Source organism: Pseudoalteromonas sp. P1-30 (assembly GCF_001400005.1).
GTDB classification, from domain to species: domain Bacteria; phylum Pseudomonadota; class Gammaproteobacteria; order Enterobacterales; family Alteromonadaceae; genus Pseudoalteromonas; species Pseudoalteromonas atlantica.
Window position 1 is genome coordinate 94,709 of sequence record NZ_LKBC01000004.1, and the last position, 21,974, is coordinate 116,682.

Genomic DNA, 21,974 nt, shown 5'->3' on the forward strand with positions numbered 1-21,974 from the left:
ATTAACAGCCTTCTATAAAAAGCTCAACTTTAGGCGGCGTCACGTTCACTGGCCCAGTAGTCGCCGTTGCTTGAGTGTACTCAATACGACATTTGTCATCTGTAGTTGCATCCCCTGTTGCAGTATAGCTGTTTGGGTAAATAGTAACTTTTGGTACGGCACCAGCATCAGTAGTACCATTAGTACCATTAGACGTTTCTACAAGGTTAAAATCTGCAGAGTCATCAGATGCAAATTCTACATCTAAAAAAGCTTCAAAAGCTGCTTCTGTCGCTGCGGGGTAGCCATAAACAGTGGGGACGTCTGCACCACTATCTACAGAAACCAAATCAGCATCTTTTTTATGGGTACTTGCGATAATAGATTTACCATTAACGATGTTCATACCACTGCGAATTGAGCCTTGCAAACCTTCGAGTGTAGAAGCGTTAGCATCACCCTGCAGGTTTAAAAAACGAGGGGCAGCGGTCACCGCTAAAATACCTAAAATTACAATTACAATTATTAGTTCAACAAGCGTAAAACCTGCTTGCTTATTCATTGGTTGTTTTAATGACTGCGTTTTCATAAGTAAGCCTCTTTATAATTACTTAGTTTTTAAAAATTTGCACTTTGCCTGTTGTTGGAAAGTACGAAAACCCTACTTTTTTAGCCATAACGGCGCCATCGGTAGGTAGGTTATTGGTGTTTAAATTATGAGTTAAATAATAAATACACTGGTTGTTTTTAGTGTTATAACGCACTAAATAACTCACCTTGGTTATTATAGAAACCTCAGTACTTAATGTGCTTGTAGGCGCATCTTGTAAAATTACACTTAATACTTTTTGGCATTGCAGTGCAGTCATTGCGCTGGCCCGCGTATCAGTATTAGTCGTTTTATCACCCGTTGGTGTGCCTCTGTGTCCATCGACACCAACAATGACACCTCCGTAATTAATATGTGTTGTATTATTAACGCCCTTTGGACGCCCCGATAATTCCCACTGACCTTTGACCATCAACACCGCAGAGGCAAATCCACCAGCCACCACATCCACACTCGCATTGTGTGCCTGATTTTTAATGCCTATGTATTGAGGTATAGCAAAAGCCATAATAACTGCCAGTAAAACAACTACTAAAACAAGCTCAAATAACGAAAAACCTGTTGCACGAACACGACCGTTAGTCACAATGGCTACCCTTTAATAGCCGACATCATGTTCCACATCGGCATAAAAATACCGAGTGCTAAAATAAGCACCATAATGGCAACAAACACCGTCAAAATGGGCTCTATTTTTGCGGTTAAACTGCGTAAATCGTAATCGACTTCTCGTTCATAAAAATCAGCCGCTTCTTGTAATAACTCATCTACGCGACCGGTTTCTTCACCCACTGCCACCATTTGCAGTACCAACTGTGAAAATAGCTGGCTACTTCGCGAAGCCCGCAACAAACTGTCGCCTTTTTCGATATCTTGACGCATGGTGATAATGGCTTTTTCCATGTAGCTGTTATCAACTGCATGGGCCGTTAACGACAGCCCGGTCGTCATAGGGACGCCCGAGCGCAGCACCATGGCTAAGCTTTGGCTATAACGGCCAAGTAAGGTGCGTTTTAAAATATCGCCTACAAATGGAATTTTGAGTTTGTGGTGATCCCACTTAAAGCGCCCAGCCGACGTATTTAAATACCGACGCCATGCAACGACTCCACCCACTAACATTAGCGCTAGCAGCCACCAATAATTGACAAAAAAGTTACTGGTGCCAATGAGGATCTGGGTCATTAAAGGCAGCTCTGCATCAAACTTTTCGAACATGCTGGCAAAGGTTGGGATCACAAAAATATTTAATATGATCATCGCAACTAAAAGCGCCAAAATAACAAAAGTGGGGTAACGCATAGCGGCTTTTATGCGCTTACGAGTCTCTTGCTCTTTTTCAAAGTAAATAGCCAGCTGATAAAACGCATCTTCTAATCGTCCCGACCCTTCTCCGACTTTAACCATAGAGATAGTTAAGCGGCTAAACACCTTGTTGTGTATAGCTAACGCACTAGAAAGTTCACGGCCTTGTTCGAGCTGGCGTGTTACCTCAAGCAATACACTTTTAAACTCTTTATTTTGCGTGGTATCAGCAAGCCCTATCATTGCCCTAATAATGGGGATCCCGGCTTTAAGTAAAGAATACATTTGCCGTGAAAACATGATCATGTCATCAAGGGTTATTTTTTCGCTAAATAGGTTATCGAATAACTTTATATTGTTTTTTGTTTCAACTAACGAAATTGAAATAGGTATGTACTGGCGCTTTAATAAGCTATCGGCCACACCGGCCTCATTATTTGCCTCAACACGCCCTTTAACCAGCGCACCTTTTGCGTCTTTGGCTTTGTAACTATAAAGCTGCATCGTCATCACCTACCACTTCAGGTACATATTCAGCCACTTTAAATACCTCATCTAACGAGGTAATGCCTTGCTTTGCATACGTTAAAGCCATATAAGAAAGCGGTGCAAAATTAGCGCTATTTTTAGCCGCTTCACCAAAACGCTGTGTGTCGTTAATACGCAGGGCATCCATCATAGCGTCGTTCATTTCTAACAGCTCAAAAATCCCCACCCTGCCTTTGTAGCCGCTATGGCTACATGCTGTGCAGCCTTGGCCTCGCCAAAACTGTGTGCTGCTAACATCTTCGCCTAAATAGGTAAGCCAGCTTTGTTCTTGTTTATCTGGGTGATACGGTGTTTTACATTCATTGCAAATACGCCTAACTAAACGCTGAGCAATAATAGCGCGTAGTGAGCTTGCAACTAGATAAGCGGGTGCTCCCATATCAATTAAGCGCATTGCGCTTGATATGGCATCGTTGGTATGTAACGTAGAAAGTACTAAATGGCCTGTTAATGCAGCCCTTAGGCCTATATCAACGGTTTCTTGGTCACGCATTTCGCCAACCATAATAATATCGGGGTCTTGGCGTAACGTGGTTCTTAATACACTGGCAAAACTTAAGCCTATTTTGTTGTTTATTTGCACCTGGTTTACCCGTCCAATGCGGTACTCAACCGGATCTTCTACAGTAATAATTTTACTTTCTTGTTGATTAAGCTCACTTAAAGCGCCATACAAGGTGGTCGTTTTTCCTGAGCCGGTAGGCCCAGTCACTAACACCATGCCATGAGGACGTTTTATAATGCTGCGCAGGCGTTTTAAAATATGCACCGGCATGCCCGTTTCATCTAACGATAAAAGCCCTGCAGATTGGTCGAGCAACCGCATCACAACTGATTCGCCATATTGCACTGGCATTGTCGATAAACGTACATCAATGCTGTGCGCGTGCACTTTTATATTAAAACGGCCGTCTTGCGGTAAACGCTTCTCCGATATATCTAACCCCGACATAAGCTTTAGCCTAAGTACTAAAGCAGAGGCTATTTTTACTTGGTTTAATGTGTGCTCTTGCAATACACCATCAACTCGTTGGCGAATGCGTAATAGCCTTTCATCGGGTTCTATGTGGATATCTGAGGCACGTACTTGTACTGCATCTTCAAATATAGATTGCAGTAGTTTTACTACGGTGGCGTCAGAGGTTTCATCTGCTAAGGAATTAAGATCAAACTCTTCTACGTCTTCGTATTCTTCGTGTAGCTTTTCAGCAAAGTTAGTAATATCTTCTGTTCGGCGGTACACATTATCAAACGCTGCCATAAGCTGGCTTTCTTGCACAACAGCAAGCTCAATTCGCTTAGGGGCTAGCATCGGCGCTAACTGATCCAACGCTCTCAAATCAGCGGGGTCACTCATTCCGACTAACACAGAATCCCCGTTATCTTCTATTACTAATGCTCGGTAGCGTCTGGCATAAACCTCTGAAAGTAATTTAGATACATCTGAAGATATTTTGCGCTGCGAAATATCTAAAAACGGTATTTGTAATTGTTGGGCTAAAAAGCGCAATAATTGCGGCTCACTTATAAACTCAAGCGCAATTAATGTAGCCCCTAACTTTCGCCCTGACGCAGCTTGCACATTGAGTGCTTCGCTTAGCTGCGCTTCGGTGATCATTTGCTCATGAACGAGTAAGTCCCCTAAACGCATTTTTAAACTGGGTCTCATACAGCCTCCTTCAATGCGACTAAGCGCTGTAGTGCATGTTGCGTCATTGCGGCATTTAAACCGCCTAAATCTAGGGCAACTTTATAAAGGTGCTTTGCATCAGCAAACTCCCCCAATGCATCTTTTGAAGTAGCTAACGCCAGCCACCATTTAGCCTGCTGTGGTTGAAGCTGTGTAAGCTGTGTAAAACTCGCAAGCGCTATTTGATGTTGCTGCGCATTTTGTGCTGCAGTGCCTTTTAATACCCAAAACTCCAAGTTTGCTTGCGGCTCAAGTTCGGCTATAAGCAGTTTAAGTACGCCTTCGTACTCTTGTTGCATAATTAAAATTTTACTGAGCATTACACGCCACTGCACAATCTCAGGGTTTATTTTTATGCCAGCAACTAATAACTGCTGAGCCATAAGTACATCTTGTTGCTGAAAATACGTTGCCGCGAGTAAATTACGCGCTTCTATATGCTCAGGTTGTGTTTGTAAAATAGCGGTTAAATCGTTAATCGCATCATCATATAAAGCAAATTCCAACGCTTGTTTAGCACGCTTTAATTGCAGTGCTATACGCTGGGCTTTGCTTTGCTTAACACTGGCAGTTTTTACTAATTTATTTTCAGCGGGCGGCTGCTCAGCCTGTGTAATGCTTTTTACTGGTGCACTGCTTTTTGCTTCAACTGGGGCATTTATTTCTGGTCTAGTAGCTACTTGTACGTTTGCTTCTGTGGGGCTTGCTTTTTTGCTCAGTAGCGCAGCTTTGTCTGCAGCGTGTAGCTGTATTACTTCGTCTTTTGGCTGATCAGGTAATGCGTTATTGCTTTGTACCTGCGCCAGCTCTTTTTGCGTATCTGCATTAATATGAGCTGCTTTAGCGCCAGAGTTTTCTTCGCTTAATTGTTTTAAGGGCTTAATTACGGGGGTAATTTTAGCTTGTGCAATTTCAATCGGCTGACTGTTATTATTAACCGCATATGCTTTTTCAGCCGTGTCCTTACTCGCTTGTGGTGCCTGTGCAAAAGGTAAATAAAGGTAGGCTGTAAAAATTAGTACAATCGCTAATAAAACACTCAGCACTTTAAATAATACATCGTGGTAGTCGCGTACAGGGGGAATAGCGACCCCGCCACTTTGCTGATTACGCTGTGCAGTTTGGCGCTGGTCGATATTTTTTAGCATGTTATTAATAACACTCATAACCATTGCCTCCATACCCACATAACTGCAATAACAAAAACACTAATAGCTAATAAGCTGTAAGCCCAGTAATGGTTAGCGTGGTGCTTTTTGCAATCTTCGGTGTCTGCAATGGCAAGATGTATATGGCGCGGTGTTACTTTATTAAGGCCTTCACCGTATGCCTGCAGTAAAACTTTATGGCATAAAATATTGACCAAACGGGGAATTCCTCGACTCGCACGCGCTATTTTTAATCCTAAACGATTCGTAAATAGTGGTGGCTGATTAAAGCCTGCCACCTGTAAACGGTGATTAATATAATAAATAACTTCACTGGCGGTCATTGCACGCAATGAGTAGGAAAAACTGATCCGCTGGCGTAGTTGCCTCACTTTACTATTGGCAAGTTTTTCATCTAATTCAGGTTGGCCAAATAGCACCACCTGAATAAGCTTATCGGTTTCGGTTTCTAGGTTTGTAAATAATCGAAGCGCTTCAAGTGTATCCCAACTCAGGCACTGCGCTTCATCTATTAGTAGTACAACCCGTTCGTTATCTTCTTGCAGCTCTAGTAAGTAATGGTTTATTTGCTGACTTAACGATTGCTGATCTAGGCTTTTATCTACCTCCATGCCAAGTTCTACAGCAATAGCCCAACGTAATTCTTCAGGGCTTAAATAAGAATTAGGTAAATAAGCCACAAAGTAGTCTTCTTCAATTTGATTTAGAAGTTTTCTGCATAGTAAGGTTTTGCCTGTCCCTACTTCTCCTGTTACTTTTATAAATCCCTCCCCCATTTCTAGCGCTGTGGTAAGTACTTGCATCGCTTCGTGGTGCGGCTCAAGTGCACAAAAAAACTCGGTGTTTGGGGTTAAGGTGAAAGGCATTTCACTTAAATTAAAAAAGCTCAAATACATAGTTAGTTCTCATACCATGTATTTAACAGCGCGCGGCTGTGAGCTTGTTGCTTTTTCCACGTGTCGGGCATCACCACCGTTGGCTTGATTAAAATAACGAGCTCTTTTTTCTCTTGGCGCTTACTAATACTTTTAAACAAATTACCTAATATTGGCACATCGCCCAAAATAGGTGTTTTCGATTCTTCATCTTCTGTGGTGGTTTGCATTAACCCACCAATTACGACTATTTCACCACTTTGAGCGCGGATCACCGTGTCAGATTCGCGAATATTACTTTGTGCAAGCGGCAACTCAAAACGCTGATCATCTAATGTAATCACCTTGAGCTGCTCTTCTGTTTCGGTTACCGATGGGTGAACGTGCAAAATAACTGAGCCATATTTATCGATTTGTGGTGTGACATCTAAGGCAATTCCCGAAAAAAACGGAGTTAGATCTATTTCTGGTGACGTAGTCGTTGAGGTGCCCGTTACTGTTGTGCTCGAAACGTTAGTAACAAAGTACTCATCTTGCCCCACTTTAATCACGGCTTTTTGATTGTTTGTTGCAGTTACACGCGGGTTAGAAAGCATTTGCAGGTCGCCCTGCGTTTCAAGCAAACTAATTACGCCACTAAAGTCGCCTTTTTCAATCGTTAACGAGGAGACTCCTCCTAAAGTAGCTGAAATAGAATTACCTATGCTGCCTGCTGTAGTTGCAAACGACACCCCACCTTCTAACCCTCTAGAAATTCGCTCCCAGTTAACGCCTTGTTGGTATTCATCTTTTAAGGTTATTTCGACAATTTTAGCCTCAAGAATAACTTGCCGCTGAAGGTTTTCTTGGCTTTGACGTAAAAAGTCTTTTAACTGGTTTATTTCACTTGGTAATGCATTAACCGTAACCAAGCTCGCCTGTGGGCTGGCAACCACATAACGACCATCGTTTGAACCAATAAGTGATTTAAGAGCAAGCTCAAGTTCCTTCCAAAAGTCGTTTTGGTTAATTGTTTGGATGCGAGAGCCATTTAGCTCGGTATTTTGATTATCGCTGCCAAACTGATTATTTTGGCTCGAATTATTACTACTGTTTGAGCTTGAATTTGAACTTGAGTTGTTTTGTGAAAACTGGCTCACTCCACCAGCAACAACACTTACCGTTGATTGCCCATGGCGCTGCATCATTAAATAATTAACCGGTATAGTTTCTGTGCGCATGACCGCTGGTAACACCTGCACAATACGACCTTCTTGGACAATATCTAACGGGTACATGCGTTTAATAACAGCTATAACTTCCTCAAACGTGACGTTTTTTAAATTTAAAGAAATAACTCCGCTCACCTTTGGGTGTACTGCCACGCTGTATGGAGTATCAGCAGTTAATCCATTAAAAAATGAGCTTATTTCTACCTCTTTTGCGGCTACATCAAAACGCTTTACAGCTAACTCATTTATTAAACTTTGCTCGCTATTAAGTGACGAAAGTAAGCTTTGTGTAAGTGCGCTACTCACCTCTACCGGGGCAACACTTTTAGCATTGTTGCTTATAGGGGCAAGCTCTTGCGCTATGTGTGGCTGAATCTCTTTTCCGGGCTTAAAACTATGGCACGCTGTTAAAAAAGGCGGTATTAAAATAAGCGCAAGCCATGGCTTTGTTATATTATTTTTTAATTTCATAGTCGTATAATTCTAATTTTATTTGCTTATCATCATTTGCTAACAACACTGAATTGGCGTTTATTGTTAGCACCCGAAATTCACCTATTACATCTCCTGGCTTATACACCTGCTTAGAAATAATCGCTTTGTATTGCTTTTCGGTTTTAATAATTGACTGTAACGACAGCGCTGCATTGCTAAGTGCAGCACCTTTTAGTATTGGTGCATTGCTTGGCTGAGTAGGATCGCGCAGTATTTCAGCTGAACTAACAGAGAAAAAACACACGCAACACACACTCAAACTATAAAGCGATAAATTTTTCATTGGCACTCACCGTTGCGATTTGTAATGTTAACTCTGCATTAGGGTATGTTTGCACCTGATAGTTAAACTGCTGTATTAACAACTTTTGCTGGCTAGCTTTAAGGCCTTCTAAATACTGCTGTAAGCTAAAATAACGCCCCTGCAAAGTAACCACCATTTGGTGTTCGAAAAACAAGGTTTGCGTATCGTGCTCACCAAGTTTTTCTACATCAATTGCTTTTGCTGGGTTTACTCTAAAGCCAACCACTTGCACATCGGGGGTATTTACTAATAAATCCTTTAATACAGCAGGTACTTTGTTTGCTGAAATAAAGCCTTGGCTAAACGTGCTTAACTTATTATTTATATCTTCTAGCTCGCGCTGGGTTTGCCCTACCTGATTTCTAAGTACTTTTGTGTAGTCATGCTCTAATGCCTGGGTAAGCATAGAGAGCTGTGCTTCATTTTGATTGAGTTTTTGCCACAATGTATTTTGTTCAACGCGTAAACTATTTACTGCATCTTGCTGTGGAAACACCACAAACCATAAACCTAAATAAACAATAAGAAACAAGCCAACAAACAGTACAGAATACTTTTCCCGCTGCTGTAATGCCGCAAATTGTGCTTGGTATTTAACGAATAATGGCCAGCCTTTATTTTCATTTTGCTCATTCATTGTGCTACCTCACTTGAACTAAGTTCTGTAGCCACATTAAACTCGCTCACGCCATCACTGCTCGACAGCTCCAGCACTGAAAACTCCTTCCCTTTGAAAAAGCTCGAATGCTTGAGATTAGCAAGCCAAATAGGTAAAAATTTGGCTTGCTGAGTACGCCCTTTGAGCATTACTTTTTGGCCTTCAAATTTTATCTGATCAAGCCAAATTTGCGGTTCGTGGTACGCTGCCAAATCGCGCATTACATCGGCATAATCCGTCTTCGTGTGCATGGATGTGTTTTCTAAATAATCAAACACCTGCTGTTTATGCAAAATTTCTTGTTGCAGTACTTTTAGCTCATCTATCAAATGCGATTTATTTTGTTTATCAGCTAATCGCTGCTTTACCACGTTTAATTGCTGCTGCGTTTGCTTTAGATAAGCTTGGCTTTGCGTAAGTAATTGCTGGCTATTGTGCTCTTCGTATAAATAAAACAACCAAGTTAATGCAACCACTAACAATGTACCTAGCCACAGCAACAGCATTCCCTTAAAGGGCACGGGGTCGCGCCTAACCCTAATGGCTTTTTGGTAAAAATTAATCCGTGTTTTCATAACACTGAATCCGGATCAGTTAATTGATACGCTGCGCCTAATGCGTAATAAAAGCTTGGTTCGAGATCCTGTGCTAAATCTATATTAGGTTTAAAATCAACAACCTTTACTTGCAAAAATTCTGCAAGGCCTGCCCTTAACGTCAAAGACGATAAATCATCGCAATGCAGCTGAATGCTTCTGATAGGAGGCTGTTTTAGTTGGCTTTCAAAAAAATCCATTGATCGTTGGATCTCAAGCCCTAAGGCTTCAACCAAACCGTGTGTGCGCTCTTTATCTGAAATGCCTAAAAACCCGTTTAAACGCCTAGCTAATAAAAGCTGACCATCACGAATAATTAAAATACGCGGCTCATGCCCTGCATGTTGCACTATAAGCATGTGCGCGCTTTTATCTTCGCCAAACAAGGTCACTAAAATCATTTCTTCCGAGGTCATTGCTCTGAGCACAGGCTTTATTTTTGAAAAGCTATCAATAAAAGGCAGTAACTGTAGTTTATTAGTAATAAACACATTCATTTTACTGCTTTGCATAGGCTGAATAATGGGGTAATCGATAAAGTCGGCAACAATGTTCTCTGGTGGAATATCAACTAAGTCTTTTGTTGTCCAAGGTAAGGATTGAATGATCTCTTCGTCACTCAGCATGGGTTTATCCATTTGCACTATTTGATAAAAATAATGAGGAACCACTAAATTTACTGGGCACACCTCAGCGCAAACTTCATTTGTGCAAGTTGCAATAGCGACTGTATAATCCGTTTGGTCCTCTACATTCACACTGTGTGAGTTATGTACGTACCACTGCCCTTGATTTTTTTTTAAACACACCGCGTTTACTGTATCTGCATAAGTAGCAATACCAATCGCTGTGCTTGAGTCTAAACTGCGATTTAACCAAGATAACAACGAAAACAGCTTTTTTTTCATATAGCTACTATTGTTAATAAGAGATTAATTAAGTGTCGTACAAGTTTTTTAGTTTGCAAGTTTAAACACGAGAAATAATGCTTAATTTATTCAATATTGAAAAAGAAAGTCCAATACAACAAATAGATAGCGACTGTCTTAAAAAGAGAAACATACGGTTAAGTATAAAAAGAGATGACTTACTTCACCCACTAATAAGTGGTAACAAATGGCGTAAGCTAAAATATAATTTACAGCAAATGCAAGCCCTTAATAAAACACAACTCCTCACCTTTGGGGGGGCTTTTTCTAATCATGTTCACGCCTGTGCTGGTGCGGGTAAACTATTTAATATAAAAACCCACGCCATAATTAGAGGGCCACACTTAGATTCTCAAAACCCCACCCTGCAATTTGCTAAACAGTGTGCAATGGATTTACATGCGGTTACTCGTATTGAATATAAGCAGCGCCATGACCCAGATTATTTAGCCCAGTTGCAAGCACGCTTTATGCACGCCTATATAATCCCTGAAGGTGGAAGTAATACATACGCCCTGCCTGGGTGTGCTGAGCTTGCTAAAAGCTTACCAAAGCATGATTACTTAGTATGTCCCACCGGGAGTGGAGGAACACTTGCAGGCTTAATTGAAGGTAGCCATGAGGCCACACAGCTGTTAGGAATTGCGGTATTAAAACAAGCCGAGTACTTGAATAATGAAATTACAGCGCTCAGTAAAAAAGCAGCTCAGCAATCCAATTGGCATCTACTTACTGAGTTTCATGATGGCGGTTATGGCAAATTTAGTAATGACTTATGGCAGTTTTGCCAACGCATGCAGCAGCAACATAACTTACCTCTTGAGCCTATATACAGCGGTAAAATGATGTATGCACTATGGCAACTTATCGAGCAAGATTACTTTGCTGCTGGTAGTCATATAATGGCGATTCATACAGGCGGTTTACAGGGGCTCAATGGGCTAAAATATCGTGGCCTGATCTAGGGCTATTAACCTCTGGGCATTAAAACATGCTTACTTAGGGCCAGTTTAACCACGGTGCTGTGTGTAACATAGTGAGCTCTACAACCGCTGCTAGAGTGACCCTTTTGGCTGCGCTTAGCTTAAAAGGATTAACTGCCCTTAGTAAAATGTGGCATGTGTGTATTCCTGCAAGGGCTCAGAAAAGTAAAAACCTTGTGCGGCAACTACGCCTAGTTTAGCCAACATAAGTAGCTCTTTTTGGGTTTCTACACCCACCGCGTACACAGGTATATTGAGTAGCTTGCTTTGCGCCACAATGTTTTTAACTTGTTTTTGCTGTTGTGTTTTTTCATCCACATTATGAACAAGCGGATATCCTAGTTTAATACCGCTAACTAATTTTTGAGAAGCAATTTGGTTAATGTGCTCCACATTCTGTACATTATCAATCACCAGCAAACTTTGTAGGGCCGTCAGTTTTTCAAAGGCACCTGCTAGTTGCGCTTGGTACTTAATAAAGTCTGCTTCGCTAATTTCAAACTGTAACTTTCGCTTTGTCGTAAAATCTTTCATATTAGTGACAAACCAGCTCCAAAACTGCTCGTTAAACCAATTACTTATATGCAAATTAACGCTCACCGTTAGAGCACTGGGCTCAGCTAAAATAAGCTTTTTAACTTGAAGTAGCACCGCTTTATCTAACTCAAATGCTTGGTGATTGTTAAAGTCTTGATTAATAAAGTAACGCGCAGCTAATAAACCGTGCGGTTGCTGCCTAATTCTTATTAGCACTTCATGTTGTACAATATCGCCGCTGGTGATCATAAATAACGGTTGAAAGAATAAGATAAATTTATTCTTTTTAATATTTTCAATAACCTGCTTACTAGAAATTAAGTTCCCTTGCTCGTGCTGTAACGCGAGCCTATGCCAGTGCTGAATTAAGCTTTTTTCTGAAAATACTAAAGCTGACTTAGCTAGTTTAAAAATAACGGGTTGCTCAGCCGCATATCGATAATCGCACAGACCAACCTTTATGTTTTTACGCGTTACTGTGCTTCGATAACGCTTACAAATTTGATAAACGCATTCGTGTAGGCTTTCACTATATGTATCTAGCTTTGCTACGGGGATATTATTTAAAGTAATAGCAAGGTTGTTAGCATCAAATACATTAACTGATACTGCAGGAAGCTCTTTAAAATATTTTGCTATCAATACCTTAAAGCTTGCTTGGGTATCGGTATTTTCATCAAACACACAATCACATTTCACTATGGCAAATAAGCTATGACGCGCTGCACTAACACCGTACATAGACTTTACTTCGCAGTTTAATGTGGTTATTTGCGTAGAAAGTTTTTTTGCAGCTTTAGTTTTGCTGTAAGGCAATGGCAGGTTCGCTGCCGGTTTTGTTACTAATACTTTCCACCATCTAACCCACCAGCTAGTGGCACCTAATATAATGATATTTAATAGTAAAAATAAGTAAGCTTGCTCCACCCAGGCAGGCCAGTGGTATAAACTTATGCTGAGCGTTTTATAGCTAAATACATCGTGCTGTATATCAACTAAGTATTTGAAGTGTTCGGAATTTGAGTGTGCAGCCAGCATAAAGCCCTTACTTTGCACCAATGCCTGCACTATTTCTTTATCGGCATTGGCATTAATTTGCAGCTCAAAAATTTGCTGTGTTAACTGCTGACCATTTTTATGAATTTTTTTATGGAGCGTATCATTTAAAAGCACATTAAAAATAATTACCACCAGCGTGAAACTGGTTAAGTAAATTATTTTTTTTTGCTCAGCAATTTTTATTAAGGCTTTATGCATAGTGCTCTCTGTGGCAACGCGACTATTTAAAGTGTTGTTCAAAATAGTCATTAGCACAAGCAGGCAAAGCAAGTTTAAATGTTTATAATTTTGCTAAACAAAAAAACCCCGTGTAAACGGGGTTTTGGCAAATAGTTTATTACTTTTAGGGTTGTTCGCCCTGCGCGTTTAATATCATTTCGCCGTCTTCTTTGTATAGCTCACCTTTAGGCCATTGTGCTAATAGCGTTAAAACTTGCTCACTAGGGCGGCACAGTTTAACCCCTTTTTCGGTGCACACTATAGGTCTATTAACCAGTATAGGGTGCTCAAGCATCGCCTCTAAAATAGCTTCGTCTGTTACGTTTTCATTTAACAAGCCTAGCTCTTCAGCAGGCGATTTACTCACTCTCAACGCTGTTTTTGGTGTTAAGTTTGCTGCGGCAAATAACGCTAACAATTGAGGTTTTGTCCAGCCCTCTTTAAGGTATTCAATAACCGTGGGGTTATAGCCAGCGGCTTTAATAATCTGCAATACATTGCGCGATGTACCACAATCTGGGTTGTGATGAATAACGACCATGACACTCTCCTAGTTAAACCAATGACGCGTTTTATTAGCAAAATAAACTAAGCTAAGCATAACAGGTACTTCAACAAGAACGCCCACAACGGTGGCAAGCGCAGCACCAGAGTGTAAACCAAATAATGAAATGGCTACGGCAACAGCGAGTTCAAAAAAGTTAGAAGTTGCAATCATGCAAGCTGGAGCTGCAATATTATGAGCTAGGCCCATTTTTTTTGCGGCTATATAGGCTATTGCAAAAATACCGTACGTTTGAATAAGCAGCGGAATAGCAATCAATACAATGGCTTCTGGGTTATCTATTAATGTTTGAGACTGAAAACCAAATAAAAGTGCCACCGTTGCCAGTAAGCCAATTATAGAATACGGTTTCATTACCTTTAAAAAGTGATTTAACCGTGTGTGATCTTCACCTTTATCTAACTTTTTGCGGGTAATAGCGCCTGCTATTAATGGAATAAGTACATACAAAACCACCGAGAGTAATAACGTGTCCCACGGTACCGTTATGTCTGTTACCCCTAGTAATAAACCTGCGATGGGCGCAAAGGCAAATATCATAATAATATCGTTTATAGATACCTGCACTAACGTGTAATTAGCATCGCCTTTTGTTAATTGACTCCACACAAACACCATTGCAGTACATGGTGCTACTCCTAATAAAATCATACCGGCTATGTATTCTGTTGCCGTTTGTGGATCAACAAAGTCTGCAAAAATGCCTTTAAAAAATAACCACCCTAGTAAGGCCATGGTAAAGGGTTTTATGAGCCAGTTGATAACAACTGTCAGTACTAAGCCTTTAGGCTTTTTGCCTACATCTTTAATAGAAGAGAAGTCAATTTGCACCATCATTGGGTAAATCATAAACCAAATGAGTACAGCGATAACAATATTTACATGTGCATATTCTAAGCTTGCAACAACACTAAATACATCGGGTACGGTGTAACCAGCGACAATCCCTACCGCGATTGCCAGCGCAACCCACACCGATAAAAAGCGTTCAAATAACCCCACAGTAACCTCCTAAATGTCTTTTTGATTTACGCGTTTACTGAGCTGCTCTGCTGTTTCTACTCGCTCAGAGTATCTATCAACAAAGTAATCTTTTTGGTCGCGCATTAATAAGGTAAATTTTACGAGCTCTTCCATTACATCCACAATTCGATTGTAAAAAGCGGAAGGCTTCATTCGGCCATTCTCTTCAAATTCTAAAAACGCTTTAGGCACCGATGACTGATTAGGTATTGTTACCATGCGCATCCAGCGCCCTAATACGCGTAACTGATTAACCACATTAAATGACTGCGAACCACCACAAACCTGCAGCACAGCCAGCGTTTTACCTTGTGTAGGCCTTACCCCACCCAGGTTTAATGGAACCCAATCAATCTGGTTTTTAAACACACTCGTCATAGCACCGTGTCGCTCCGGCGAGCACCATACTTGCCCTTCAGACCAGAGCATTAAATCACGCAACTCTTGCACCTTAGGGTGCGTCTCATCTTCACTATCTGTTATGGGTAAACCTTCAGGGTTAAATATTTTAACCTCAGCACCAAAGTGGGTTAGCAAGCGTGCACTTTCTTCTATAACTAACTTGCTATATGAGCGGGCTCTTAGCGATCCGTATAACAATAAGATTTTAGGTTTATGAGATGAAAACGTTAACGTGAAATCCTTAACGGTAGGCGGAGTGCTTTGTGAAAGTTCTAAATTAGGTAGCTCGTGTTCAATTGATTTACTCATAATCCTTAACCTTGTAGTTCTATAGTGAACTAAATACATATGAAAAAACGAATATATGAAATTTCACATATCAAAAGGTGTGAGTCAAACCCTATTTATATAAATTTTACGTTTGGCTTTTTAACGTTGCAGGCGTTAAAGCCTGCTATTAAAGGTAGGTAATTGATAAGTTTATTTATTTAAGCAATTAAGTATTGTATCGCGTAATGTTTTAGCTTTTATTGGTTTAGCAACATGTGCATTCATACCAATAGATAGGTAGTGAGTAATATCACCTTTCATTACGTTTGCAGTTAACGCAATGATAGGCATAGAGGCAAGCGCAGTATTGCTGTCACTGCGTATTACTTTAGTCGCTTCTACACCGTCCATAATGGGCATATGAATATCCATTAAAATAATATCAAACGTTTCTAATTTTACGGTTTGTATGCATTCTAAACCATTTTCTACTACGTGCACCTGCGCCCCACTGGCGGCTAATATATCGGATACAATTAACCTGTTTATGGCGTTATCTTCCACAACGAGTATTTTTACCCCTTGCAGTGGCTTTTCGGTGGCAGGTTTATGGGTATTACTTGTAGAAGGGCTAACCACTTTGCTTTTCATCGCTTCAAATAACACGCTGGTAAGCACAGGCTTATGCAAAATAGTTTTAATGTTTATTTTTTTAGCTATGTCGTAAATTGCGTCGTTTTTGCTTGCTGTAAGTACAATAATATTGTTGCAAAGCTGTGGGTTTACTTTGTAAATGCGGGTAAAAAACGTTTCACTGCTCATGGTCGGCATTTCACAATCAACAATAATAATTTTATAAGTGTTTATATTTTCTTTAATTATCTCTATTGCATCACTTGCCTGCGTGCAAGGCGTACAACGCAGTCCCATTGCACTAAGCTGACTTTTAATTAAGCTTAAATCATCTTCGTTATCATCTATTAGTAATACATCAAATGGTTCAGCAAATGATAACTGTGGGCTGTCTTCTATTAATGCTTGGGTGTTTACCTCAACGTTTATGGTAGCAATAAACTCACTGCCTTCACCTTGCGTACTGCTTACAGAAATATCGCCACCCATTGCTTGGCATAAACGTTTACTAATGGCTAAGCCTAACCCCGTTCCCCCGTATTTTCGGGTTGTAGAGCTGTCGGCCTGAGTAAATGATTCAAACAAGTTAGGTAAGCTTTTTGCATCAATACCTATGCCGGTGTCTTTAACACTAAAGCGTAAAACAATACTTTTGGCGTCATTGGGGGCTTCTTCTGCGTCTATTTGCACCGAAACAGCCCCTTTAGAGGTAAACTTAATCGCGTTAGAGCACAAGTTAATTAATACTTGGTTTATACGCACCACATCGCCAACTAAGTTATGTTTCACGTTATCGCTAATATTAACCTCAAACGCAATTCCTTTACTCCGCGCCCTATTTTCAAATGTGGTCGTTATATAATCGACAACCGCGTTTAGCGAAAATGCAAAGGCCTCAAGTTTAATATTTCCTGACTCGATTTTTGAAAAATCTAAAATGTCATTAATAACCACAAGCAATTGATCTGACGAGTATTTTATTTTTTCTAAATATTGTTTGTCTTCTTCAGGTAAGTTTTTGCCCAATAAAATATTTGTCAGCCCTATAATGCCACTCATTGGGGTTCTGATCTCGTGACTCATATTGGCTAAAAATTCAGATTTTGACGAGGTAAGTTGCTCTGCTTCTTCTTTAGCTTGTAATAGCTCTTTAGTGCGTTGCTCTACACGCGATTCAAGTCGTAGCTTTTCTTCGTCAAGCGCGTTTACAAGCTGAATGCGGCGGCGGTTTAATCGTAATACAAACACTAAAAAAGCGCTCAATACAAAAATAGTAATCGCGGCGCTGTAAATTAACACTTTATTTTGTTCAAAGTAACTCGGCTTGTAATAAGCAATAATCGATTTTTCTGGCAGGCTTTGCGGGGCAACATTATATTTTTTTAGCTGTCGCCAATCGTATTTATGAACACTTAAATTTTCATCGCTTATAGTAGGTAACACGTTATTTTCACTGTAAGAAATAATAGCTTCACCCACGCGTTTACCTATTTTCTCACCTGATAAAACATAACCACCCACTACACCTGAGCCCAATAAAACTTCCCAGTAGCTAAAAATGGGGGCGTTACTATGCTGAGCGAGTAAGCTGACGAGCTGATACGGGCTAATCGACTTATTTTCGTAATTTCTAAATATAGGGGTAAATAAAATAATGGCGTCTGAAGGCGCATTTTTTACTTTTGTCATCAGTTCAGCAGCCGGAAGATCAAACCATTGCTCAATCTCTAAATACGAAAAATCTTGGCTGATAATATTGAACAGCCCTGTATAAAAGTTTATACCTATTTCATTTTTAGTATCTAAGATGACAATGAGCTTTTTAGGTTTCATTAAATTAACCGCGCTGGCGGTTGCTTGCTTGTAGTCTAACTTAGCCTGCATTGAGGCATTATTAGTGTTTGCCGGCAGCCTAAACTGTTCGCCAGGTTCTAAATAAATTTTTGGTGTGCTAGTAAAAAAATCATTCAATTGCGATATTAACGTGGCAGCTGAGGGAGATTGCGTGACAATTATATCAATGTGCTTATTTTTATATTTTCGCTTAAGGTAGTCGCTCATTAATTGCGTTTGAGTGGCCTCATCAAAGCGCCCTACATCAATGTTTTCAACAAAAAGCTCATAGTCAAAAGTCCGTGTTGATAGCTCGCTATTTAAGCCCTCTTCAACACTTTTATGCCAAGGCATATGTTGGTTGGTAGAATTTATAAATAAGACATTGGTAATTTTAGAATCCGGTTGAGCGCTTACCGGCAAACTGGCAAATTGAAAAACAAGAAATAAAAATAAAATAATGGCTTTCATGTTTCTCATAGTTGCTTGAAGTAATTAGTACCACTAGAGTAGATGTTAATTAGTTACAAATCAATTAAATGAGATGTAAATTACAAAGGTGTATTTGCGTTTTTTCGCATTTACGCCTCGCTAATTATTGCAGCGCATAAGTTAGCTAAAAGCGCTTTTATAAAGCCAACTCAATTACGCATGCTAAGCTGAATCTCTGCTTGGGCATTAAGTGCCATTTCAACAAACGCTTGCGTGGTAGCGCTGTTGTTAATTTGCTTGTATTGCAGCTGCAAATAAATTTGTGTGTCGACCTTTTCTAACTCTATAAAATGGCACCCCTCGCTATATAATTTACTTACACAATAAGGTGCTATAGCTAACCCTAAACCAGCGGCAACCTCTGTTACTAAGGTTTGCATATGCCTTGGTTGACTAATAATGTTAGGTGAAAAGCCAGCGCGCTTGCAACGAGTAATAATTTCATCAAACAACCCTAAGGCTTCGTCGCGATTAAAAAGAATAAATGGCTCATTTTTAAGGGTTTTCAAATCAATAGTTTGCGCCGATGCAAAGGGATGATTTTTGTTGACCACCGCTACGAGGCGGTCAACGTACATAGTTTCACTTATAAACTCATCGGCTATGGTGCTTGGTAACGGCCGAGAAAACGCAACATCTACCCGTTCGTTTTTAAGGGCCTCTATTTGCTCGGTCGCGGTCATTTCTAGCAAGGTAACGTGAACATTAGGAAACTGCGACTTATACGTTCGGATTAATTTGGCCAAAAATGTTAAACACGCAGAGCTTAAATACGCAATACTCAGCGAGCCTAACTGCCCGCTATCGACCAGTTTAACCTTATTTTTAGCCCGCTCTGTAAGCGCTAAAATTGCCGTGGCATCTTTAACTAACTGCTCTCCGGCTTGCGTGATCGACACCTCCCGAGAGTTACGGATAAACAAGCTAACACCTAGCTGCTCTTCTAACGAAGAAATATGGCGACTTATAGCGGGTTGAACTGTATGTAGCTCTTGAGCCGCTTCTGAAAAGCTCAGGTGCTTAGCCACTGCAATAAAACTTTTTAATATTTTTATATCCATGTGCGACTCAAATTTGCTCTGTATGAGAGGTATAGCAACAACTATACGTTATTTGTATAGATTCCATCAAATTTAAACATTTCTAACATCAAGCTTCTCCCTCTATCATTCGCCTACCTTTTAATGTTGGAGAGCAAAATGACCCAGGTAACGCAAAGCGCCTCGTTAAGTCGCTTTATTTTATTGTTGATGACAACCGCCATTGCAGCAACCGCTGCAAACCTATATTACAGCCAGCCAATTTTACCTCTGATTGGTAACGAGTTTAATTTAACGGATTCACAACTTGGTAGCATTCCCGCATTTACTCAGTTTGGTTACGCTTTTGCCCTATTGTTTATTTCGCCGCTGGGGGATTCTATTGCGCGTCGTCGCTTAATAAGCATTTTATCGGGCTTACTGGTTATTGCATGTAGCTTTGCCGTATTTACACCTAACTTACCGCTGTTATTAATGTCGGTATTTTTAATAGGGGTAAGTGCCAACATTACCCAGCAATTAATCCCTTTTGCGGCATCACTTGTATCTGCTGAAAATAAAGGGGCTACATTGGGCACCTTAATGATGGGTCTAACCATTGGTATTTTACTTTCACGCACGTTAAGCGGTTTTGTAGGAGAGCACTTTGGTTGGCGTGGCGTATTTGTTATGTCTGCAATATTAGCTGCGCTATTTGGTGTACTACTTAGGCTCTTTTTACCCCTAAATAAACCACAAACTAGCTTACGTTACTGGCCGCTACTTAAAAGTACAGTGGCGTTATTTAAACAGCACAAACCACTACAAGTGTTTACTTTAACTGGCGCGCTTTGGTTTGCTGCTTTTAATGTACTTTGGGCTACTTTAGCTATTTATGTCAGTGATGCACCTTTTAACTACAGTGCCCAAGAGGCCGGATTATTTGGCATCATCGCATTAGCTGGCGTAATAGGGGCTAAGTCTTCGGGTAAGTGGGTCAATGCGTTGGGCTCTAAAAAATTAGTCATGATAGTACTCACACTTGCCGCAATTGGTTTTGCTATTACAGGCGTTTTTTTAGGAAACCTAATAGCCCTAATTATCGGTATTATTTTAATCGACTTCGCTATTTTTAGCGCACAAGTAGCCAATCAAGTCCGCGTATTTAGCATAGACCCAAGCGCACAAAGCCGTATTAATGGTGTTTACATGCTCGGCTACTACTTAGGCGGCGCCTTTGGCTCAATTATTGGTGTGAAAGCCTTTGCTTTGTACCAGTGGCCTGGCGTAGTCGTCCTTAGTGTAGTGTTAATTACCATCAGCGCTGCTTTTAACTCTCTCGCAAAAAAATAACCGCCATTAACTCCTTGCAACTAAGCGTAAGTCCCCCTTAGTTGCCCCATTTAAAAACAGAGAATACTTATGAATAAACTCAATAACGCAGGAAGCTACACTTTGCTGTGTATAGCTTGCTTAACAATCATGGTGGGTGCATTGGTTGCACCTGGTTTAATCAGTATATCAACAGCCCTAAATGTTGCTGACAGTGCGGTATTTTTAGTGACCTTACCGGCTTTAGGGGCTGTTATATTTGCGCCTATTGCAGGTAAATTAATTGATAAATATGGCGCTTACCGTTCATTAATTATTGGCTTATTTTTATACGGTTTTTTAGGTGCAAGCGTGTATTGGTTGCAAGGGCCGTTGTTGGTTTTTGCTAACCGTATTTTGCTTGGCGGTGTTACCTCAATTGTTATGGCCGGTTGTACCGTTTTAATATCACAGTGGTACTTTGGTAAAGCGCGCCTAGGCATGCTTGCTAAGCAAGGTATGGCAATAGAGCTCGGTGGCGTTATATTTCTATTTATAGGTGGCCTACTTGCTGTGCAGCATTGGGCTTTACCATTATCGTTGTACCTTATTTCTTGGGTATTTTTAGCCATGTTGCTACTTTTTGTGCCGCGTAATCACCCTCAAGCACAAGAGGCACAAGCAATACAAGAGCACGTAATATCAAATAAAGGCTTATCTCTTAAGCATGTGTATTCGCTGGCTGTGCTTGCAATGGTCACGTTTTTTAGCGCAATTGTTTTACTGCCCAGCACAATGCATGCGCAAAATTATAATGAAGAACAAGTAGGGTTTTTACTCTCTTTCATCTCGTTAGTGGCTGTTGTTGGGGCACATTTTATGCCTCAGTTAACTAAAAAAATGGGCGAGCAAAAAGTACTTGCGCTGGCATTTATAGGCTATGGGGCATCATTTGCTTTCTTTTTACAAACGGGTACAGCCTTATTGGTAATAGGCGCTGTGTTTAGCGGTATTGGCTTTGGTTTTAGCATCCCACTATTAAACCATATGACCGTAGAGCGTAGCGCAGCCTCTGTTCGCGGTCGTAACCTCTCTTATTTCACAATGGCTGTTTTTTCTGGGCAATTTTTAACATCGTTTGTTGAATATATCCCAGGAGGCACTCGCAATATTTTTATTAGCTGTATCAGCTTATGTGCACTCATTGCGCTGTACTTATTTGTTAAAAAAAATCATTCACAATCAGTATAAAAGAGGT

Annotated in this window: 20 protein-coding genes; 3 read left to right on the forward strand and 17 right to left on the reverse strand. The window is 40.5% G+C overall.

Annotated elements, in window-relative coordinates; genetic code table 11:
- Position 1: 1 nt before the first annotated feature.
- Genes AN395_RS09910 through AN395_RS09960 form a run of 11 tightly spaced genes read right to left on the reverse strand, consistent with a single transcriptional unit; the run spans position 2 to position 10,349 of the window.
- Positions 2–568, reverse strand: a complete 567-nt coding sequence (locus tag AN395_RS09910) for a prepilin-type N-terminal cleavage/methylation domain-containing protein (RefSeq protein WP_054982904.1) — start codon at positions 566–568, stop codon at positions 2–4.
- 22 nt (positions 569–590) lie between these two features.
- Entirely contained in the window at positions 591–1,175 is a 585-nt protein-coding gene (locus AN395_RS09915; protein ID WP_024032498.1) for a hypothetical protein, read from the reverse strand.
- 5 nt (positions 1,176–1,180) lie between these two features.
- A complete protein-coding gene (locus tag AN395_RS09920; protein WP_054982905.1) occupies positions 1,181–2,398 on the reverse strand; it encodes a type II secretion system F family protein in 1,218 nt (405 codons plus the stop codon).
- Entirely contained in the window at positions 2,385–4,112 is a 1,728-nt protein-coding gene (locus AN395_RS09925; protein ID WP_054982906.1) for a GspE/PulE family protein, read from the reverse strand. The genes AN395_RS09920 and AN395_RS09925 overlap by 14 nt, the downstream gene beginning before the upstream one ends.
- Complete coding sequence (locus tag AN395_RS09930; RefSeq protein ID WP_095206643.1) at positions 4,109–5,299, reverse strand: tetratricopeptide repeat protein; 1,191 nt, start codon at positions 5,297–5,299, stop codon at positions 4,109–4,111. Before AN395_RS09930 ends, AN395_RS09925 begins: the two co-directional genes overlap by 4 nt.
- Positions 5,296–6,198 (reverse strand): ExeA family protein, encoded by a 903-nt coding sequence (locus AN395_RS09935; protein ID WP_054982908.1) that lies wholly within the window; start codon positions 6,196–6,198, stop codon positions 5,296–5,298. The genes AN395_RS09930 and AN395_RS09935 overlap by 4 nt, the downstream gene beginning before the upstream one ends.
- 2 nt (positions 6,199–6,200) lie before the next feature.
- Positions 6,201–7,859 carry a pilus (MSHA type) biogenesis protein MshL gene (gene mshL / locus AN395_RS09940; protein WP_029773095.1) on the reverse strand — a complete coding sequence of 553 codons (1,659 nt, stop codon included), beginning with the start codon at positions 7,857–7,859 and terminating at the stop codon, positions 6,201–6,203.
- Positions 7,843–8,166, reverse strand: coding sequence for a hypothetical protein (locus AN395_RS09945; protein WP_054982909.1), 324 nt, complete (start codon positions 8,164–8,166; stop codon positions 7,843–7,845). The genes mshL and AN395_RS09945 overlap by 17 nt, the downstream gene beginning before the upstream one ends.
- Positions 8,144–8,824 (reverse strand): hypothetical protein, encoded by a 681-nt coding sequence (locus AN395_RS09950; protein WP_024032505.1) that lies wholly within the window; start codon positions 8,822–8,824, stop codon positions 8,144–8,146. The genes AN395_RS09945 and AN395_RS09950 overlap by 23 nt, the downstream gene beginning before the upstream one ends.
- Positions 8,821–9,420: a PilN domain-containing protein gene (locus AN395_RS09955; RefSeq protein WP_054982910.1), complete on the reverse strand. Its 600-nt coding sequence runs from the start codon at positions 9,418–9,420 to the stop codon at positions 8,821–8,823. Before AN395_RS09955 ends, AN395_RS09950 begins: the two co-directional genes overlap by 4 nt.
- Positions 9,417–10,349 (reverse strand): hypothetical protein, encoded by a 933-nt coding sequence (locus AN395_RS09960; RefSeq protein ID WP_054982911.1) that lies wholly within the window; start codon positions 10,347–10,349, stop codon positions 9,417–9,419. The genes AN395_RS09955 and AN395_RS09960 overlap by 4 nt, the downstream gene beginning before the upstream one ends.
- Positions 10,350–10,426: 77 nt before the next feature.
- On the opposite strand from AN395_RS09960, the gene AN395_RS09965 reads away from it, so the two are divergent.
- Positions 10,427–11,335, forward strand: a complete 909-nt coding sequence (locus AN395_RS09965) for a 1-aminocyclopropane-1-carboxylate deaminase/D-cysteine desulfhydrase (protein WP_054982912.1) — start codon at positions 10,427–10,429, stop codon at positions 11,333–11,335.
- 138 nt (positions 11,336–11,473) lie between these two features.
- Here AN395_RS09965 and AN395_RS09970 read toward each other — a convergent pair whose 3' ends face one another.
- From AN395_RS09970 to AN395_RS09995, 6 genes are all read right to left on the reverse strand, one after another.
- The gene (locus AN395_RS09970) at positions 11,474–13,147 is read right to left on the reverse strand and encodes an EAL domain-containing protein (RefSeq protein ID WP_054982913.1); all 1,674 of its coding nucleotides are present in this window, start codon (positions 13,145–13,147) and stop codon (positions 11,474–11,476) included.
- 145 nt (positions 13,148–13,292) lie between these two features.
- The gene (gene arsC, locus AN395_RS09975; RefSeq protein WP_054982914.1) at positions 13,293–13,709 is read right to left on the reverse strand and encodes an arsenate reductase (glutaredoxin); all 417 of its coding nucleotides are present in this window, start codon (positions 13,707–13,709) and stop codon (positions 13,293–13,295) included.
- A 9-nt stretch (positions 13,710–13,718) separates the two neighbouring features.
- On the reverse strand, positions 13,719–14,735 hold the full coding sequence (gene arsB, locus AN395_RS09980) for an ACR3 family arsenite efflux transporter (protein WP_029773089.1): 1,017 nt from the start codon (positions 14,733–14,735) through the stop codon (positions 13,719–13,721).
- A 9-nt stretch (positions 14,736–14,744) separates the two neighbouring features.
- Complete coding sequence (gene arsH, locus AN395_RS09985) at positions 14,745–15,467, reverse strand: arsenical resistance protein ArsH (RefSeq protein WP_024032512.1); 723 nt, start codon at positions 15,465–15,467, stop codon at positions 14,745–14,747.
- Positions 15,468–15,638: 171 nt separating this feature from the next.
- Positions 15,639–18,365: a response regulator gene (locus AN395_RS09990; RefSeq protein ID WP_054982915.1), complete on the reverse strand. Its 2,727-nt coding sequence runs from the start codon at positions 18,363–18,365 to the stop codon at positions 15,639–15,641.
- Positions 18,366–18,535: 170 nt separating this feature from the next.
- The gene (locus AN395_RS09995; protein WP_054982916.1) at positions 18,536–19,447 is read right to left on the reverse strand and encodes a LysR family transcriptional regulator; all 912 of its coding nucleotides are present in this window, start codon (positions 19,445–19,447) and stop codon (positions 18,536–18,538) included.
- Between the two features lie 138 nt (positions 19,448–19,585).
- Between AN395_RS09995 and AN395_RS10000 the strand changes: the two genes are divergently transcribed.
- Positions 19,586–20,758, forward strand: coding sequence for an MFS transporter (locus AN395_RS10000; protein ID WP_054982917.1), 1,173 nt, complete (start codon positions 19,586–19,588; stop codon positions 20,756–20,758).
- A 69-nt stretch (positions 20,759–20,827) separates the two neighbouring features.
- Entirely contained in the window at positions 20,828–21,967 is a 1,140-nt protein-coding gene (locus AN395_RS10005) for an MFS transporter (RefSeq protein WP_054982918.1), read from the forward strand.
- The last annotated feature ends 7 nt before the right edge of the window (positions 21,968–21,974 follow it).

Coding starts and splice junctions, on each gene's coding strand:
- AN395_RS09910 (WP_054982904.1), bottom strand. CDS start 568: ATGAAAACGCAGTCATTAAAACAACCAATGAATAAGCAAGCAGGTTTT.
- AN395_RS09920 (WP_054982905.1), bottom strand. CDS start 2,398: ATGCAGCTTTATAGTTACAAAGCCAAAGACGCAAAAGGTGCGCTGGTT.
- AN395_RS09925 (WP_054982906.1), bottom strand. CDS start 4,112: ATGAGACCCAGTTTAAAAATGCGTTTAGGGGACTTACTCGTTCATGAG.
- AN395_RS09930 (WP_095206643.1), bottom strand. CDS start 5,299: ATGAGTGTTATTAATAACATGCTAAAAAATATCGACCAGCGCCAAACT.
- AN395_RS09935 (WP_054982908.1), bottom strand. CDS start 6,198: ATGTATTTGAGCTTTTTTAATTTAAGTGAAATGCCTTTCACCTTAACC.
- mshL (WP_029773095.1), bottom strand. CDS start 7,859: ATGAAATTAAAAAATAATATAACAAAGCCATGGCTTGCGCTTATTTTA.
- AN395_RS09945 (WP_054982909.1), bottom strand. CDS start 8,166: ATGAAAAATTTATCGCTTTATAGTTTGAGTGTGTGTTGCGTGTGTTTT.
- AN395_RS09950 (WP_024032505.1), bottom strand. CDS start 8,824: ATGAATGAGCAAAATGAAAATAAAGGCTGGCCATTATTCGTTAAATAC.
- AN395_RS09955 (WP_054982910.1), bottom strand. CDS start 9,420: ATGAAAACACGGATTAATTTTTACCAAAAAGCCATTAGGGTTAGGCGC.
- AN395_RS09960 (WP_054982911.1), bottom strand. CDS start 10,349: ATGAAAAAAAAGCTGTTTTCGTTGTTATCTTGGTTAAATCGCAGTTTA.
- AN395_RS09965 (WP_054982912.1), top strand. CDS start 10,427: ATGCTTAATTTATTCAATATTGAAAAAGAAAGTCCAATACAACAAATA.
- AN395_RS09970 (WP_054982913.1), bottom strand. CDS start 13,147: ATGCATAAAGCCTTAATAAAAATTGCTGAGCAAAAAAAAATAATTTAC.
- arsC (WP_054982914.1), bottom strand. CDS start 13,709: ATGGTCGTTATTCATCACAACCCAGATTGTGGTACATCGCGCAATGTA.
- arsH (WP_024032512.1), bottom strand. CDS start 15,467: ATGAGTAAATCAATTGAACACGAGCTACCTAATTTAGAACTTTCACAA.
- AN395_RS09990 (WP_054982915.1), bottom strand. CDS start 18,365: ATGAAAGCCATTATTTTATTTTTATTTCTTGTTTTTCAATTTGCCAGT.
- AN395_RS09995 (WP_054982916.1), bottom strand. CDS start 19,447: ATGGATATAAAAATATTAAAAAGTTTTATTGCAGTGGCTAAGCACCTG.
- AN395_RS10000 (WP_054982917.1), top strand. CDS start 19,586: ATGACCCAGGTAACGCAAAGCGCCTCGTTAAGTCGCTTTATTTTATTG.
- AN395_RS10005 (WP_054982918.1), top strand. CDS start 20,828: ATGAATAAACTCAATAACGCAGGAAGCTACACTTTGCTGTGTATAGCT.